The organism is Enterococcus sp. DIV2379, assembly GCF_050542965.1.
GTDB lineage: Bacteria > Bacillota > Bacilli > Lactobacillales > Enterococcaceae > Enterococcus_D > Enterococcus_D entomosocium.
This window is the reverse complement of the sequence record NZ_CP172938.1, coordinates 74,697-90,765: the sequence shown is the minus strand read 5'-3', so window position 1 is coordinate 90,765 and position 16,069 is coordinate 74,697. Positions and strand designations below refer to the sequence as shown.

Annotated in this window: 15 protein-coding genes; 4 read left to right on the top strand and 11 right to left on the bottom strand. The window is 43.7% G+C overall.

Annotated features, from left to right (window positions below):
• Window positions 1-24: 24 nt before the first annotated feature.
• Window positions 25-927 carry a prenyltransferase gene (locus IGI92_RS00410; RefSeq protein WP_086294333.1) on the bottom strand — a complete coding sequence of 301 codons (903 nt, stop codon included), beginning with the start codon at window positions 925-927 and terminating at the stop codon, window positions 25-27.
• Between the two features lie 93 nt (window positions 928-1,020).
• Here IGI92_RS00410 and IGI92_RS00405 point away from each other — a divergent pair, with 93 nt between their 5' ends.
• Window positions 1,021-2,001, top strand: coding sequence for a polyprenyl synthetase family protein (locus tag IGI92_RS00405; protein ID WP_005226544.1), 981 nt, complete (start codon window positions 1,021-1,023; stop codon window positions 1,999-2,001).
• 54 nt (window positions 2,002-2,055) lie between these two features.
• Here the strand turns inward: IGI92_RS00405 and cydC are convergent, their stop codons facing one another.
• The 5 genes from cydC to IGI92_RS00380 all read right to left on the bottom strand — a co-directional run bounded on the left by cydC (window position 2,056) and on the right by IGI92_RS00380 (window position 9,121).
• Window positions 2,056-3,816: a thiol reductant ABC exporter subunit CydC gene (gene cydC / locus IGI92_RS00400; RefSeq protein ID WP_420657279.1), complete on the bottom strand. Its 1,761-nt coding sequence runs from the start codon at window positions 3,814-3,816 to the stop codon at window positions 2,056-2,058.
• Window positions 3,809-5,530 (bottom strand): thiol reductant ABC exporter subunit CydD, encoded by a 1,722-nt coding sequence (gene cydD, locus IGI92_RS00395; protein WP_430607594.1) that lies wholly within the window; start codon window positions 5,528-5,530, stop codon window positions 3,809-3,811. The genes cydC and cydD overlap by 8 nt, the downstream gene beginning before the upstream one ends.
• Entirely contained in the window at window positions 5,527-6,546 is a 1,020-nt protein-coding gene (gene cydB, locus IGI92_RS00390) for a cytochrome d ubiquinol oxidase subunit II (protein WP_005232836.1), read from the bottom strand. Before cydB ends, cydD begins: the two co-directional genes overlap by 4 nt.
• Window positions 6,543-7,973, bottom strand: a complete 1,431-nt coding sequence (locus tag IGI92_RS00385; RefSeq protein WP_430607592.1) for a cytochrome ubiquinol oxidase subunit I — start codon at window positions 7,971-7,973, stop codon at window positions 6,543-6,545. The genes cydB and IGI92_RS00385 overlap by 4 nt, the downstream gene beginning before the upstream one ends.
• A 182-nt stretch (window positions 7,974-8,155) precedes the next feature.
• On the bottom strand, window positions 8,156-9,121 hold the full coding sequence (locus IGI92_RS00380; protein ID WP_061053539.1) for an Rgg/GadR/MutR family transcriptional regulator: 966 nt from the start codon (window positions 9,119-9,121) through the stop codon (window positions 8,156-8,158).
• Between the two features lie 95 nt (window positions 9,122-9,216).
• Here IGI92_RS00380 and IGI92_RS00375 point away from each other — a divergent pair, with 95 nt between their 5' ends.
• Window positions 9,217-10,158 carry an ATP-binding cassette domain-containing protein gene (locus IGI92_RS00375; RefSeq protein WP_430607590.1) on the top strand — a complete coding sequence of 314 codons (942 nt, stop codon included), beginning with the start codon at window positions 9,217-9,219 and terminating at the stop codon, window positions 10,156-10,158.
• Window positions 10,155-10,907, top strand: coding sequence for an ABC transporter permease (locus tag IGI92_RS00370; RefSeq protein WP_008376673.1), 753 nt, complete (start codon window positions 10,155-10,157; stop codon window positions 10,905-10,907). The genes IGI92_RS00375 and IGI92_RS00370 overlap by 4 nt, the downstream gene beginning before the upstream one ends.
• A gap of 79 nt (window positions 10,908-10,986) precedes the next feature.
• Here IGI92_RS00370 and IGI92_RS00365 read toward each other — a convergent pair whose 3' ends face one another.
• From IGI92_RS00365 to IGI92_RS00345, 5 genes are all read right to left on the bottom strand, one after another.
• On the bottom strand, window positions 10,987-12,426 hold the full coding sequence (locus IGI92_RS00365) for a glycoside hydrolase family 1 protein (protein ID WP_430607587.1): 1,440 nt from the start codon (window positions 12,424-12,426) through the stop codon (window positions 10,987-10,989).
• Between the two features lie 44 nt (window positions 12,427-12,470).
• On the bottom strand, window positions 12,471-13,736 hold the full coding sequence (locus tag IGI92_RS00360) for a PTS sugar transporter subunit IIC (RefSeq protein ID WP_008376678.1): 1,266 nt from the start codon (window positions 13,734-13,736) through the stop codon (window positions 12,471-12,473).
• Between the two features lie 110 nt (window positions 13,737-13,846).
• Complete coding sequence (locus IGI92_RS00355) at window positions 13,847-14,653, bottom strand: MurR/RpiR family transcriptional regulator (RefSeq protein ID WP_008376679.1); 807 nt, start codon at window positions 14,651-14,653, stop codon at window positions 13,847-13,849.
• Window positions 14,654-14,803: 150 nt separating this feature from the next.
• Window positions 14,804-15,097: a type II toxin-antitoxin system RelE/ParE family toxin gene (locus tag IGI92_RS00350; RefSeq protein ID WP_194199391.1), complete on the bottom strand. Its 294-nt coding sequence runs from the start codon at window positions 15,095-15,097 to the stop codon at window positions 14,804-14,806.
• The gene (locus IGI92_RS00345) at window positions 15,087-15,416 is read right to left on the bottom strand and encodes an AbrB/MazE/SpoVT family DNA-binding domain-containing protein (RefSeq protein ID WP_008376683.1); all 330 of its coding nucleotides are present in this window, start codon (window positions 15,414-15,416) and stop codon (window positions 15,087-15,089) included. Before IGI92_RS00345 ends, IGI92_RS00350 begins: the two co-directional genes overlap by 11 nt.
• Window positions 15,417-15,671: 255 nt before the next feature.
• Here IGI92_RS00345 and IGI92_RS00340 point away from each other — a divergent pair, with 255 nt between their 5' ends.
• On the top strand, window positions 15,672-16,028 hold the full coding sequence (locus tag IGI92_RS00340) for an MmcQ/YjbR family DNA-binding protein (protein WP_430607582.1): 357 nt from the start codon (window positions 15,672-15,674) through the stop codon (window positions 16,026-16,028).
• The last annotated feature ends 41 nt before the right edge of the window (window positions 16,029-16,069 follow it).

The following is a 16,069-nucleotide window of genomic DNA, read 5'->3' as shown; positions in this document are numbered from 1 at the left end:
TACTTCCTTTCTTTGCTGTAAAAATTATAAAATCAAACCAATCGCAAAACACAGCACTTGTACGCATGCTCCGACCGCAAGGATCCGAACGGCACAAATGAAGGTCTCTCTTTTGATTTGTTTTTGCATAAATCGTTTTGTCTGTTGCCAGACAAAGGGCGCCGCGAAAAAGGTCAGAACCAGTGACCAAGGCGCAATGTTGAGAGCAACTGAGGCAATGATCGCAACAAACGCCAAGACGTTCATCACGATAAATAATTTCAACGCACGGGCTTTACCAAGGTAATGCACCAGCGTATAGCGCTCATTTTTTTCATCCTCTTCCAGATCACAAATGTTGTTTGCCAGCATCAAGTTGGCGATCCATAATGTGTTGGGTAATGAGATCAAGAAAATACTGCCAATCGTGGCAATGTTCCATTCAAAGGTTTGATAGGCATTAAGATAGACACAGATCAATGAGATCATAAAGCCCATCGTAAAGCCGGAAAAGAACTCGCCTAAAGGCAAACTAGAAAGCGGCCGTGGACCAGAGGAATAAAAGATCCCGACTAGGTAACAATACAGCCCCATCCAAAAGAGCGGCCAGCCAACCACCATTGCCAAGGCGATCCCCATGGCAGCGGAAAGGATGATCATGGAGACCATCAACCAAAAAACCAATTTGACAGACAATTGTTCCCGACCAATGATATTGGTTTTTTCTTTGTAATCATGCCCTTCTGTGGCATGATGGTAATCGTTGTAGTTATCTAAAATATCCACCGCCATATTGAAGATCAGCATGGCAATGAAATACAACAAGACATAGCCAAGATGAATCGTTTGATAATTGTACCAGCTGTAGCAGACACCAATAAAAAATGGCAAAATACTGGCGGTTTTTGCTTTAAATTCGACAAGTTCTAAAAATACAGGTAGCGTCACAACTTCACCTCCTTTAGTGAGTGCATTAAACTAGTCAATCACGCCCCTTTACGCTAGAATAAGGGCTGAATGACTGTTAGAAAGGGTTATACTATGTTTGACTTTTGGATCGATTATCCGACGATCGAACAACGATTGAAAACCGTATGTTCCATCATTGAAGAACACGTTACTGTTCGTAACAAAGAGATACAAGATGTTTTGATCGACTTTACTTATTCAGGTGGAAAAATGCTGCGGCCAGCGCTCTTTTTTTTGTTTGCTGACTTAGGCGATCCCCATTATAAAAAAACCGACCAATTAACAAAAATTGCTGCTTCTCTAGAAATTTTACACATGGCCACTTTGATCCATGACGACATTATTGACGATTCGCCGCTGCGGCGCAGTCAAGTCACTGTTCAAGCCAAATATGGCAAGGATATCGCGGTCTACACGGGTGATCTTCTGTTCACCCAATTTTTTGAGCTTTTGATCGAAAGTATGAATGGCTCCCCGTTTTTAAAAACCAACGCACAAGCCATGAAACGACTCCTTTTAGGCGAACTTGATCAAATGCACACTCGCTACAACATCCATGAATCGATTGACGACTATCTACAAAGCATCAACGGCAAAACCGCTGAACTGTTTTGGCTCGCTTGTCTCGAAGGCGCTCATTTTGGCGGCCTCGACACAGAAAACCAAGAACGAGCTGGTGAGATCGGTCGCAACATCGGGATCGCCTTTCAAGTATTCGACGATATTCTCGACTACACCTCTGATAGCGGCACCTTGAAAAAACCGATTCTAGAAGATTTGGCGCAAGGGGTCTATACCTTGCCGCTGCTATTTGCCAAAGAACAGGCACCTGCAGCATTCGCTCCTTATTTGAATAAAAAAGCAGCACTCTCCTTGGCAGAAGCCCAAGAAGTTGCGGATCTTGTCGTCCGTTACGGCGGTGTCGAAAAAGCGCGCGCTTTCGCGGTCACCTACACGCAAAAAGCCTTAGACGACATCGATCTGCTGCCCGAAGCACCTAGCAAAGCCAAAATTCGTTCATTAACTGAACTGCTCTTGCAGCGCAATTACTGAGCCATAGAGCAATGAGAAGAAAAGCGTCCATCACTGATTGATGGACGCTCTTTTTTATCGTCGTCCTTGGTCAATGGCCAATAAGTGTTGAAAATGTTTGTTTTCTGCTGCCAATTCGGCAGGTGTTCCGCTCATGGTCAACTGACCATCTTCAATAAAGAGCACACGGTCCATCATCGAAATTCCTTGCAAGTGGTGGGTGATCCAAATGATCGTTTTGTTCTCCAGCACTTGGAAAAAGGTTTCGAGCACGCCTTGCTCCGTGATTGGGTCTAAGCCGACGGTTGGCTCATCCAATAAGATGATCGGGGTGTCTTTTAGCAAGATCCGCGCCAATGCCAAACGATGCCGTTCTCCACCAGAAAAACGCAAGCCGGCTTCATCCACCATCGTCGCCAAGCCGTTAGGCAAAGCTGCCACCATTTCTTTCAACCCGACTTGCTCCAGTACGCGCCAGACTTCTTCTTCCGAAGCCGACTCATTGCCTAGCCGAATATTATTCAAGACGGTCGTATGGAAAAGATAGGGACTTTGATTGATGACACCGATCAAGTCACTGATTGACTCACTCAATGCCGTCACTGGCACGTCATTTAAGGTGATCGACCCTTGCGTCGGTTGCAGATCGCCTCGCAACAAGGAGGCAAATGTACTTTTCCCAGAACCGCTGCGGCCAAGGATTGCTAGTTTTTGATGCGCAGGAATCGTTAGATCCAGCCCATGAAGCACTTCTTTGCCTTCAGGATACTGAAAATGCAAGTCCTTGACTGTGATCGACACGAGACCCGTCACTTCAGGTACTAACGGTTGCTCCATGGAGACCTCTTGGCGATTTTCTTCTGGCAATGCATTGAAGCGATCGATGGAGTCTTTGTACCGATTGGTTTCTTGAGCAGCTGACGGTAATGGCGCAAATGCATCAACTAAAGGAAAGACACACAGGACAAAGGCAGCGATCCAGTTGGCTGCTCCTCCGTGGTTACCTGGAAAGCGAATGCTGGTCCAAAGCAGCAATGCGACAGCGATCACCCCAAAGATGCTTTGTAAAAGAAAATCACGCCGGCGATCAAAGGACAGCATCTGTTCATCCACCGCCCGCAACTGCGTTTCCAGTTCCTTATGGGCAGCCACGTACTCGCTCCCTCTTTGAGAGAAGACCCAATCAGAAACCCCTAATACATTATCCGTCAGTGTCGTATACAAGTTGTTTTTCATATGTTTTTGCTTTTCTTGCCGCGCGCCGTTGATGATCACCGACCAAAGTGGCAAGACAAAGACGATGGTTCCTAATAGCAGCAGCATAACCAAAGCAAACCACCAAGAAAAATAGCCGAGTCCAATGATCAAGAACGCATACAAGATCCAAGCGATCACAGTAGGAAAGATCGTCCGCAAATACAGGTTTTGAATATGGTTGATATCTTCTGCCAATAAGCCCAAGATATCCCCCGTGCGATGCGCTTGCTTAAAGAAGATCGCATCTTTTTCTACTACGTTATACAATTTCAATCGTAAATTAGAAGTCATGCGTAGCACCCAGCTATGACTGGTCAACCGTTCCAAATAGCGAAAAACTGGACGGCCGATCCCAAATGCTCGGGTCAGTACGATGGGGATGTAAACCAATAGAATGTTTTCCGGGATCGACGCCGAGCGGCTGATCAGGTACCCCGAATTAAACATCAGTGCCCCACCACAGAAAAAGGTCAAGAAGCCTAGGAATAAGGCCAGCGCCAAAACGTTTTTGTATTTTGACAAGAAAGGCTTGACCCAGGTATCGGTTTTCAATGAGCGCAATAAGCCGATTTTATTCAAGCTGTTCCCTCCTCATTCCATTGACTAGTTCTGTAAAAGCACCTTGCTTTTGCTGCAGTTGTGCCAAGGTTCCTTGTTCCACGATTCTTCCTTGATCCATCACGATGATTTCATCCATTTCTTCCATCCAGTGCAAGCGATGGGTTGCAAAAAAGACTAAACGGTTTTCCATCAGCGGCAGCATCCGTTCCTTTAAGGCAACTTCAGTTTCAATATCCAAATGTGCCGTTGGTTCATCAAACAAAAGAATCTTTCGTTGCTGATCTAAAAAGGCACGGGCTAAAGCGATCCGCTGGGCTTGTCCACCACTTAGATGCCGTTCCCCTTCTCCTAACATCGTATCCAACCCTTGCGGCAGCTCTGCCAAAAGCTCAGTCAAGCCTGCCACTTCAATGGCTTTCAGTACGGCTTCTTTGGTAGCTGTCGGCTGATAAAACGCGACATTTTCCTGCAAGGTCAACCGATAGATATAAGGATTTTGCGGAATATAGATCAGCTGTTCTTGCCAGCTTGCTTGGCGAAAGGCCGTGGTTTGGGATCCCCCAAGAGTGATCTCGCCACTGTCTGGCACGAGAAAGCCACTCAAAGTATTGATCAAGGTAGACTTGCCAGAACCGCTCAGACCGATGATCCCAATCTTTTTGAAGCCAGTCACGTTCAAGTTGATATCCCTCAAAGCTGCTTTTTCCTCGTAGGAAAAAGCCAGCTGATCAATCGTTAACTGGGTGTCTTCCTGCCAACGAGGCACCGTTACTGCCGGTACTTGGGCTTCCGGCTGATGCAAGATCTCCGTCACCGCAGTCATCGCATTTTTCCCGTCTAAGGTTGCATGATAATCACTGGAAAAGTCGCGGATTGGCAAGAAATATTCTGGTGCTAAAATCAAGATAGTTAACGCCGGAAACAGCAAGATCCCTTCATTGATCAGCCGCAAGCCTAGCAAGACTGCCACGACGGCAATCGATAAGGTCGTGAAAAAGTCTAAGGCGAAGGTCGATAAAATACCGACTTTTAATGAAGCCATCGTCGCTTTCCGAAACCGTTCGCTGGAAGCAAAGATACTTTTGCCATATTTTTTACTGACCCCAAACAATTTCAGCGTGTCGATCCCTCGCAAAGAATCGATGAAATGATTGGACAGTAGTTGAAAGGTACGGTATTGCTTTTCCGCTTTGCTTTGGGCGGCATAGCCCAAGATGATCATAAAAATGATGATCAAGGGGAACACCAACAGCAAGACCAAGCCGGATTCCCAATCCAGATAAAAAACGAGTGCCAAAATGACCCAAGGAATGATCGACATATTCATGATTTTGGCAAGAATCAATTTCAAGTAGTTTTCAACTTGATTGATCCCTTCCAAGACCATCGTTGTTACATTTCCCGTCCCTTGTTGTTGTGCGATCTGAGGACCGACCCGAAACAATTTCTCCAACAATTGATCCCGCAAATCGGCGGCTTGCTGGTAACTGTAATCATCGAGTCTTTTGGAACGGAAATAGATAACGGCTTGCCGGGCGATAAACGAACAAAAGAACAGCAGAATCCAGCCCCACTGTTCCTCTAATGGTCGTCCTTCCCATAAGCCAGTGATGGCACGTGCCAATCCATACGCCTGCCCAATAATGAAGAGCGCCTGCAGGAACGAAAGTCCCGCAAGCAGCCCTAAAAGTTGTTTCATTCCTGGGAGCTTCATGATTTGTTTATCAATCATTTATACCCCTCCAACGCCTCCGTATGACTGATCCGCTTACGGAAGATATAGTAACTCCAAGCCGTATAGGCCAAGACGAAAGGCAAGATCGTCAGTGAAAGATAACTCATGATCTTCAATGTGTAGCGGCTTGAAGACGCATCAGCGATCAACAGGTCATAGCTTGAATCGATCGAACTGATCAAGACTCTTGGGAATAACCCTGTGAAGATCAATGCCACCAAAGCGATCAACGTCAAGCCGCTCGCAATGAAAGCCATCATTTCTTTGCCTTTAAAGACGCCGATATTTGCAATCAGTGTCAGTACAACGATCACAAGCAACAAACCAAGCGTTGTCGCAAAATGATTCTCAAAGAAATCCGTTTGGAAGTAAAGCATCACAGCAAAGACGATTAAGCCTGCATATAGGATGCCATAAAAAATACTTGCATAGTTGCGTGCCCGTGCCCGAATCGGACCTTCCGTTTTCAAAGCGATATAGTTTAATCCGTGCAAGTAGCACAACAAGGTCAACGCGATCCCGCCAACGATTGAAAAGGGATTGACGTAATCCGTAAAGGTTGCGGTCATGTTGCCATCTTCACCCAAAGGCATTCCTTGGATCATGCTGACAAACATCAGACCGAAGAAAAACGGTACGATCGTACTGCCGATCGTCAACGTCCAGTTCCAAATGTTTTTGTGCTCTTTCGGGAAGTTCGCTCGAAACTCAAAGGAGACACCACGAATGATCAACCCAACTAAGATCAACAGCAAAATCAAATAAAACCCGCTGAACAAAGAAGCATACCAGTATGGAAATGAGGCGAACATCGCTCCGCCGGCGGTCAATAGCCACACTTCATTGCCATCCCAGACAGGCCCGATCGTTTTAACGATCTGGTCTTTTTCCTCTTCATTGTGAGCCAATGTCTGCACAGACATCCCCACACCAAAGTCAAACCCTTCTAAGAAGAAGAATCCGGAAAATAAAAGCCCAATCAACGTGAACCATAGTAATTGCAGACCGGTCATCCTTCAAACGCCTCCTTATCAAATGGGTCTTCGTACCCATATTGGTTGTCTCCTTGGCTGATTTCACCAAAGGCTTCTTTTTCAGGTCCATGATCCATTTCCCGTTTCACAAGATAGACCATTGTTCCGCCTAAGCCAGAGAATAAGAGGAAGTAAACGATATTTGAGATCAAGAGAGAGGTCACGGAAACGTTTGGTGACACACTATCTTCGATCGTAAACAAGCCGTAAACCGTCCATGGGTAACGCCCTAACTCCGTGATCAGCCAACCAGCTGTATTGGCAATAAATGGGGTGAACAAAGTGATTGCCACTACCCAAAGTAACCAGCGTTTTTCAAAGAGCCACGGTTTCTTCTTACGCGTAAAATACAACCCCAGACCAGAAACCAACAGCATCAAGGCACCAAAACCAGCCATGATCCGGAAGCTCCAAAAGAGTGTGTTGACCGGCGGGTAGTAATTACGGTCGCCGTAGGTTTCAATCAATTGCTGATTGACCGTATCCATCCCATCGATTGAGCCGAAGGGTTCATTGAAGGCTAAGATACTCAACATATATGGAATCGAAATACCGAAGACTTGGTGATGTTCCGCTTCATTCGCCCAAGCAACGACAGTCCAAGCCGCAGGACTCCCGGTATCTTCATAAGTTCCTTCCATTGCAGCAAATTTCATTGGTTGTTCTTCAACCAAGTATTTCATTTGTTCATCCCCGGCTAGCAAGACGGTGAATGAACCGAACAATGCCACCGCAAAACCGATCCGCATTGATTTTTTGAAGAAATCGCGGTCAATGTCTTTGTCTTTCTTCAATAGACGAAAGGCTGATAAACCAGCAACAATGATTCCGCCCATCGTGATGGCTGCGGTGATCACGTGTAAAAACTCATACCACACTTGTGGATTTGCCAATAATGCACCGAAGTCAGTCATTTCTGCCCGGCCATTGTTCAAGGTATACCCCACTGGATGCTGCATAAAACTATTAGCAGCTAAGATCCAAAACGCCGATAGCATCGAACCAAGCGTCACCAACCAGAAAAAGGTGGCGTGCAGCTTCGGACTGACCCGATCCCATGTAAAGATCCACAATCCTAAGAACGTCGATTCTAAGAAGAACGCCAACAAAGCCTCCAAAGCCAAGGGCGCACCAAAAATATCCCCGACAAAACGAGAATAGTCTGACCAGTTCATCCCAAATTGAAATTCTTGAATGATCCCTGTCACGACCCCGACAGCAAAACTTAATAGAAAAATATTTCCCCAAAACTTCGTCATCCGGCGATATTTTTCATCTTTTTTGATCACATAAAGTGTCTCCATAATTGCAACGACGACACCAGTTCCGATCGAAAACGGTACAAAGAAAAAGTGAAAAATCGTCGTCATCGCAAACTGGATTCGCGCTAGTGTCACAATATCCATCCTACATCCTCCTATTTCATAAAAAAGTGCATTAAAATAATTCTAAAGAAAGAAAAATTCCAACTTCGAATATACTCCTCTAATCAGTAAAAAAGAAGCAAATTGCTTGCATTTACTGATTTTTAATCACTTCCTCTCCGATTCTTAAACATAAGGCGCTTTCATCAGCGGAATATAGCTTTTTAGGGCTCTTCCCACCCGTAACGAGTTCCCTCAGAAAGCAAAGGATCACTCAATAAAATTCCCGGGAAATCCTCCTTTAAAACAAACGTGCTTAATGACTGATACATGGAAAACGTGGTCTTCATCCCTAATCTTTCCAATTGATCTAACGTTTGTTGCATTAAGTCCGCCGCTTTTGGCTTGTTTTGTTTTAATAAACATGTCCAGCCTTCAAAAAACGGCATAAAGATCGCTTGCTCAATGTGTTCTTTTTCATAAACATGATCTCGCCATAAATGAAAGGTCTTTTCCGCATAATCCACCTCATCAAAAACAGCAAAGACGGAAAACACCGTCTCAAACGTGTTGTATAGAATATCTTTGTTGCCGGGGATTTTTGCAAAGCGCTGACTCTTTTTGATGGCGATCGTCAAACAGCGCCAAAGCAAAGCTGGCTCCATCGAAACTGCTACGCGGGCAAATAGCCGCAGCTCATAAACACCCCATGTATCGGTATTCAGCAAGTAATGTTTCGCAGAGTCCAAACAATAATTGTGTTTCGGGTACGCCTCCTGGATGGGCACCCCTTTAAAAAGCTCCTCTTTCATCAAGTAGTCAAAACGGATCAGTTGTAAGAAGTGGTCCAGCTCCAAGGAGTAATGTCGTTGAAAGTAGGCGGTCAGCTTTTGATATTTCTTTTTTAGTTTAGGTACTTCATCAATAGATTCGATCCCCATCGAACGGACATAGTCGACCATTAGCTTTTGAGCCTCCGAATGATGCTCCCCAGTATGCAGCAGTTGAAATTCGGCAAAACTCACTTCTAGTTTATCTAGCAAACGATGAAATCGTTCGCAGGAAATCGTCGTTTTGCCATTTTCAAATTGCGATAACAAAGACATCGACAATTGTTCGTCCACTAATTCCTTCAATAGTAAGCCTTTGCTTTTGCGAAGCTCTTTCACTGTCGCACCATAATTGTTCATTTTTTCACCTTCTTTTTCAATATATTGAAATAAGCAGTTGCTTTTCCCAAAGAGCCTTTATAGTTGAATTATCTTATAGAAACGAGGGAAAAGCTATGGATACCCATGTAAAAAAGAAAATGCTTCACGTGAAACATTTACAAAAAAGTTTCAAAGACAAAATCGTTTTGAAAGAGGTCACTTTTGACGTCACTCCTGGCGAAGTATTTGTCTTACTAGGATCAAACGGCGCTGGAAAAACCACTCTAGTCAAAATTTTGTCTACCATCCTGCCTTTTGACCAAGGAACCGCGCTGATCGATGGGATCGACTTGACCAAAGATCCAGCAGCGATTCGCGAGAAAATCAGTCTGACGGGGCAATTTTCCGCCGTCGATCAAGAACTAACCGGACGAGAAAACTTGCTGATGATTGCTGCCTTGCGCCATGTCAAAAACAAACAGTTGATCGTCCAACAGTTGTTAGAGCGTTTTGATTTGGTGGATGCCAGCAACCGACTCGTCAAAAATTATTCTGGTGGCATGCGACGGCGCTTAGACATCGCCATGAGTTTTATCGGCGAACCTGACCTGCTCTTTTTGGATGAACCGACGACCGGGTTAGACCCGCAAAACCGCTTAGCCACATGGCACATGATCAAAGAGATCGCCGCTCAAGGACGAACGATTTTCCTGACGACCCAATACCTAGAAGAAGCTGAATTTTTAGCAGACCAAGTCGCCATTTTGCATGAAGGGAAAATCATCTTGCAAGGAACACCAACGGAAGTCAAAGCACTGCACCCTTCGCAAACGATGGAAATCAGCGTATTGACAAAAGAACACTTGCAAACCGTGCGTCAGCATCTGTCTGATTTTCCGCTGCAAGTCAATGAGTCCAGTCTCTCTCTGGCATTTCCCGTCAGTCAAGACTTCCAGCATTCCTTCACGCTGTTGCAGGAACTCAATCAACTACCGATCACCATCACCAGTTTTAATCAAAAGAATGCTTCTTTAGAGGATATTTTTCTAACACTTGTCCAAGGAGGAAACCAATGAAAGCAATTATAGAAACCAACACCTTATTCAAGCGCAATCTCTTGCTATCGATTCGCAGTATGGAGACTCTGCTAAGTGGAATTTTGACCCCAGCGATTTTAATGATCCTCTTCGTCTATGTTTTTGGTGGCGCTATGAACGTCGGCGATACTTCTTATGTCGATTTTGTCGTTCCCGGTGTCCTCGTCCAATGTATCGCCCAAAGTGCTTCCTCCGTTGGGGTAACGGTGACGGAAGATTTGAAATCCGGCATGGTGGAACGGCTGATGACCTTGAATATTTCTAACTCAGCCTTTTTAAACGGCCATGTCTTCGCCGCGACCCTTCGGAGCTTGATCAGTACCTTGGTCGTATTGATCGTTGCCATGGTCATCGGTTTTCGCCCTCAAGCCACAGTTGCTGGCTGGGGGCTCGCCTTCCTATTGATCTTTTGCTTCACCTTCGCTTTTACTTGGGTCTCAGTTCTGGTTGGTCTCATCGCCAAAAGCCCCGAGACAGCTACCTTGTTTACTGTCTTGATCACCCTGTTGCCCTACTTAAGCTCTGGTTTCGTCCCTACGGAAACCATGCCGCGCCCGTTAGCCATTTTTGCTGAATACCAACCAATGTCGCCGATCATCCATTCTTTGCGAGGGCTTTTGTTAAACTTGAAAGATACCACCTTGATCAGTGCCTTTAGCTGGTGCGGCGGTATCGTAGTCGTGAGCTGGTTCTTGGCACGAATGCTTTATCAGAAACGGTTACGCTAATGACGCCGGCTCCCTTTTCTGACTCTCTTATAAAAAAAGTGGCAACGATCAAGCTTCTGCTTCGTCGTTGCCGCTTTTTTTAATCGAGGACTTCTCCGTTAGAAGCCGTCACTTTCTTATACCAGTCAAAGCTGGCTTTTTTGTACCGTTTTCCTGAACCATTGCCCCAATCATCTAGATCCACGTAAATGAACCCATACCGCTTGCTCATTTCTGATGAGGAGCAGCTAACAAGATCGATCGGTCCCCAAGGATAGTAGCCGATCAGTTCTACGCCATCATAGATTGCTTCTTTCATTTGTTCAATGTGCTGTTTCAGAAAATCAATGCGATACGTATCATAGATCGTTCCTTCTTCATTCAATGTCTCATAAAAACCCATACCATTTTCTGTGATCATGATCGGCAATTGGTACCGATCATAATACTCATTCAAAGCAATCCGTAACCCAATTGGATCAATCGCCCAGCCCCAGTCATTGGCTTCTAAATAAGGGTTAGGCGAAGCTGCGTCTTCTTTCCCGTAGTTTTCACTATGAATGATTCGCGTGTAGTAATAGGAGAAAGAAACAAAATCGACCGTATGCTTGAAGTCCGCTTCATCGTTTTCCCCAAATTGAATCTCGATGCCGTTTTCTTCAAAAAAGCGATAGGCATAATTCGGATAAGTTCCCCGCGCAAGTACATCTGAATAATAATATTCCATTTGATTATTTTTGAGAGCACTCAGAACATCCAACGGTTTACAAGTAGCTGGATAAACATTGCCATAATAAGACATCATACCAATTTGAAATGAAGGATCAATTTCTTTCCCTACTTTGATCGCTCTCGCACATGCTACCAATTCATTGTGAACCCCTTGGTACTTAGCTTGCTTCAGATTGTCGACTCGGTCAGCGGGAATACCAAGGTGGTTAAATGATTCATGGGTAATCAAGTTCATTTGATTGACTAAGATCCAATATTTGACTTTTCCTTGGTATCGCTTGAATACGACTTGCGCAAAATGAACAAAGAAATCAATCAGTTTACGATTTGACCAGCCATCATAAGCCATCGCTAAATGGATCGGCATTTCATAATGAGACAAGGTGATCAAGGGTTCCATACCGTTTTCAAGGATACAATCGATCAATTCGTCATAAAAGCGCAACCCTTCTTCGTTGGGCGTTTGTTCGTCTCCCTTTGGAAAAATTCTCGCCCAGCTAATAGATGTTCGAAACGAATTCATGCCTGTTTCGGCTAAGAGTGCCAGATCCTCACGAAATGTATGGTAAAAATCGATCCCATCCCGTTTGGGGTAACGCCCTTCTTGATCATTTAAAGCAAATTCAACGTCTGCCGTCGTTATTTCTTTGTTGCTTTTCTTTTTTATATCGATATCATTACGAAAGCGATTGATGTCTGCCACGCTCCAGCCTTTTCCCCCTTCAAGATAGGCCCCTTCTAATTGATTTGCGGCAACTGCACCTCCCCAATAAAAATCGGCAGGAAATTGCTTCTTATTTTTCTTCATGTCATTGCTCCTCTTCTCAAAATTTGATTGCTCATCTCATAGACTTATGCTTCGGTTTGACCTTCTTCAAGCACTAATTTGCGCTCGTAGGCCTTGAAGAAAGGATAATAAATACCCAAATAAATCAAGAAATTCACCACAACTAAGACAGCACCGCGAATGCTGGCTGTTGCGATCACTGCTGAAAAAATACTCGGGACCGTCCACACAGCCGCTAATGGATACGCCATTCCGGGAACAAGATTGGACACAAACGCGAAATAGGTCACGAAAGTGGTCACGATTGGTGCCACGACAAAGGGAATCGCCAGTGCTGGATTTAAAACGATCGGCAACCCAAACAACAACGGCTCATTGATGTTGAAGACCCCAGGAATAAAGCTGAGACGACCAAGCTGTTTTAAAAATTTTGATTTGGAGAAACACATCATTGCGCAAAGTGCTAAGGTTCCTCCGCCACCACCGATCCATAAGAAAGTAAAGATAAACGGCTGTACCCCCAGATTAGGAATCGCTTGTCCGGCTTGTGCTGCTGCCATATTTGCTTCAGAGTTGACTAGCCAGATCGGCAACATCACCGTCGCTAATATTTGCGGATGAATCCCGAATAGCCACATGATACAAGTCAATCCTACATAGACCAAGGGTGCTGCTAACGAGTTGGAAGAAACACTTAATAAGGGTGTGATCAAACTTGCAATCAGGGCATTGATGTCAAAGCCAATCAAGTGAACAATGATCCAAACGATCGTCATTGAAAAAAACACGGGAATAATCACTTCAAAACTGCTGCTGACATTCGTAGGTACTTGCTCTGGCAGTTTAAACCCGATATTGTATTTTTTACAAAGGCGCATGCACTCGACTGCTAATATAGCGGTCAAAATACTGGCGAACATGCCTTCTCCTCCAAGATATTGCGTAGAGATAAACGTTCCTTCATCTAAAGAAGTGAAGGTCAATGTAGTAAAAAAGGTAAAAATTGCAGAAACGCCCCCTGCCAAACTATCCAGTTGGTAGCTTTGCGCTAATCGTGCGCCGATGCCAAAAGCTGCATAGATCGAAAGCAGTCCCATACTCATATTGAAGGGAATGATCAGTTTTGCCACTAAGTCGGGATGATTGCCCATAAACGATACATAGGATTGAGGCCATGGAATGTACGGTATCAATAAAAAGATCGATCCGATCACTGTGATTGGAATCGTTGCGATCAATCCATCGCGAACAGCACTCAAGTGACGTTGATTAGAAAGTTTCATCATTGGCGGCATCACTTTGGTTTCAATAAATTGCATTAATTTATCCATCAGTAAATCCTCCTAAATTTTTTAAGATATATCTTAACTTGAATATAAGCGCTTTCTCATAAGGAAACAATAAAAGCTATTTTCCAAAAATGGAAAATAGCTTTTTACGTTTACTCTTTTCTCATATTCATAATCATAAAAATCATCCATAGATGAAGCACTTTTTGCGAGTAATAATTCGATGACATCAATGGAACGACCTCTTTAAACAAGACACGCTCTTCAAAGAGATTACTTTGAGCGGCTTGCTCGCTGAACGTCAATAAAACTTTCTGACAGGCCGTTTTTTCAAGCAAATAGGCCTTTTTATCGATCCAGCTGCCGGTTAGATTGATCACAAAACAAATATCTGTTTCCCGCAATACTTGATCAATCAGCTGATCTTCCGCATTACGGTTTACTTCAAAAACGATATAGCCCATTTGACTAAGCAGTTCCCGCAGGAGATTAACAACCGAAAAAGAATAGCTGTTACCCAAGATCGCCACTCGTTTTTTTCGTTTCATTTCTTCTGCGATCCGTGTGCATTGGTGTTGATCAAATTGGTCAAAAATCTGTTTTTGGACCATGTACTCTCGGGCTAAAAATTGGTCAACCATTTCAGATACTTTACTCTTTGTATCGAGATTCGCTAGCATCCCTTCAAACATCGTATTTGCTAAATGGTATTCTTGTTCAAAATAAATCGTGAGGTCATTACGCATTTCTTTAAAACTAGCATAACCAAGTTTCTTACAAAATTTAGTGATACTGGCAGGGGTCGTCTGTGCAGCATAGGCGATTTCTTCAATATAGATCGCAGGAAATTCATCGATTCGCTCAATTAAAAGTTTTGTTATCAAAAAATTCAAATCGTATTTTTTGCATTTAAATAGATGTTCATTTAAACGAATGTATACTTGACTTGTCGTTTTCATAGCGACCACCTCACTTGCTTATTTACGCTGCCGGTTTCTTCTATCTTAGCATAGGCATCCATTTCTTAGAACCTTTCACTTATTGTACTTTTTAATAGAAATCAAAAAAAAGAGTCCGCCTACGCGCAACTCTTCGATTCAGGTCCCCAGTTATTTCATTAACTGCTTTAACTGTTCATAAAAATTCTCATGGGTGCCACATAACAAGACTGGAATCACTTGGTCATCGATCACATCATAAGCAATACGATAGGTTGTCCCTGCATACTTAAAACCCTTCGACCAGATTTCAGCTAAATCGCCTGTTTTTTGATCGCCGCTATACGGTTCGACAGCTATTTCATCATAAATGACATGAAGAAACTTTTGTTTCAGCGGTTTCTCCTTCAACTTTTTTAAATAATTCACTACTACTTGTCTAGATGGAATCACCTCATAAGCCAATTTCAGTTGCCAACTCCTCTTTGGTCATTGCTTTCCCGTCGGTAGCAGTATCCTTTGCAATTGTCTTAAATGAAGAAATCAGCTTACTCTTACGCGCTTTAAATTCGGATAAAATATCTTCGTGTTCGTATCCCTCATTAATAATATCAGTCAAGATATCTTCACTGAAATCATCGAATGGTTTTACCGGTTCAATAAATTCATACAAGATTCCATTTTCTACGAGCTTTGCTTCTACTTCCACACCATTGGGAATACCAAAGTCTTTGGGCACCGTCAACATAATGGAATTCCCTTGTTTTCTTGTTTTCGTAATCATCGTTGCACTCCTCTCTCTGTTTTTGTAATTACTCTGTAAGAACATTATATCGTAATCGAATGTAATGACAAGTAATGCCGAAAGCTGAGTGTCAAATTGAGAAAATAAACCGCCTGCTACTTTACCTTATTTATTACTATCGATGCAGCAGGTGATACGGCTCATTAAACCAAAGAGCCCAATCTCCTTTTCCAGCGAAATATTGGCAAAAATACAGTATACTGGAGTTGAATGAATAAAAAGGCAGGGATACCCATGGATCTTAAAAACCGTCTGATCGCATTCGCTCAGACCTTCAATGATGTTCAGATCGACCATCCATTTGCAAAGTTTCCCGAGTACCAAGTCTTGCGGCACCGTAAAAGCGGCAAATGGTTTGGCTTGCTGATGACTGTAGAAAAGCAGAAATTAGGCCTGGAAGGAACGGGAATGATCGAGATTTTAGATGTCAAAGCAGCGCCCGAAATGGTTTCGATCATCAATCAAAGTCACGGCTATTTACCCGCTTATCACATGAATAAAAACCATTGGCTCACCGCATTACTAGATGGCTCTGTATCAGAAAAACAACTCCAATTTTTGTTACGAGACAGCTATGAACATACCCGTTAAACCCAAATATCACAAAAAACCGATCAACGATGCGCCAGTAT